Origin of the sequence: Rhodosalinus sediminis (assembly GCF_003385555.1) — a bacterium.
Taxonomy (GTDB): Bacteria; Pseudomonadota; Alphaproteobacteria; order Rhodobacterales; family Rhodobacteraceae; genus Rhodosalinus; species Rhodosalinus sediminis.
This window is the reverse complement of the sequence record NZ_QOHR01000071.1, coordinates 1-1,270: the sequence shown is the minus strand read 5'-3', so window position 1 is coordinate 1,270 and position 1,270 is coordinate 1. Positions and strand designations below refer to the sequence as shown.

The 1,270-nt window shown below is 62.9% G+C and carries 1 pseudogene; it reads left to right on the top strand.

Annotated features, from left to right (window positions below):
• Positions 1-150: 150 nt before the first annotated feature.
• Positions 151-723, top strand: a pseudogene (locus tag DRV84_RS15110) (transposase); the annotation flags it as partial.
• Between the last annotated feature and the right edge of the window lie 547 nt (positions 724-1,270).

The following is a 1,270-nucleotide window of genomic DNA, read 5'->3' as shown; positions in this document are numbered from 1 at the left end:
TCCTTTTTCCATGCCGGTTCACAGTCAACGGCGGAGTGAACCGCCCCGGGTTTGCCGGAGGCTCCAAACCTTGAGGGCGCCTCGAGAAATTGCCCTGATCTGGCCGTGGCGGTATCGTGGAGGTGAGGAACGGGTACGGGGGATGCAGCGATGGCGCAGATGGGTTTCTTCGATCTTTCAGACCGTTATGCGAGCCTGGATGCCAAGCGGGACCCGCTGGTCGAGATCGATGCCATCGTGCCGTGGGAAGAGTTCCGTCCGGCGCTGGAGGCGGTCTGGCGCAAGCCCGATGCCGAGCGCAAGTCGCGCGCGGGGCGCAAGCCCATCGACGCGGTTCTGATGTTCAAGGCGCTGGTTCTGGGCGCGCTCTACAACCTGTCCGACGACCAGATCGAGTATCAGGTGCGCGACCGGCTGTCGTTCATGAGGTTCCTGGGGCTGGGTCTCGAGGACCGGGTGCCCGATGCCAAGACCGTCTGGCTCTATCGCGAGGGGTTGGCGCAAGCGGGCCTCGTCGAGGCGCTGTTCGAGCAGTTCGACGGCTATCTGGCGCGGCAGGGCTACATCGCGCGGGGCGGGCAGATCCTCGACGCGTCCATCGTGGCGGTGCCGAAGAACCGCAACACGCTGGACGAAAGTAAGCCCGCGAACGCCACGGGTTCTAGAGAGCGGGTGAACGTGATCAAGTGCAGCGAGGTGTCCGAGGATTGGGGTAAGCGGCCGCCCATCACCTGTGTTGTTTGACAAGGCCTGTTGGCCGAGGTGACGCCTGGCCAAGCAGGAGGTCTCGGNTTTTCATAGTGACGGCGACGGTTACTGTGGGCGTATCGAGGTCGTGAGCGGGCCGACGGGTCGTCGACGCCGGCCCGAGCACGTGAAGGCGGCGATCGTCCTCGAGACGTACCGTGATGGGGTGTCGCTTAAGAGGGTCGCGCGGGGGCACGAGATATTCACCCCTCACGAGCCTCCAGTCTCTTCTGTCGGCCATAGCGGCGAAGTCTGGACCTCCTGCTCCCTACGACCTCGTCGTGCCCCGCAGGGCTGTAGCTCGGCTGTAGCTGGACATGGTCACGATGGTCATCGTGGAGGTCAGGATGATGGGGCTTTCTCGATAGCACCTCGTGGGAGCTCCAGCATTTGGGTTCCACCATTCTATGATCGGAAGCGTGCGTGGCCTGACCACGGCATGACCTGCTCGGCGTCCTGATCACAGACCTCTACATATTGGGATCATCATCATGACAAGGATCGTCTGATCTACCGCTTCGGC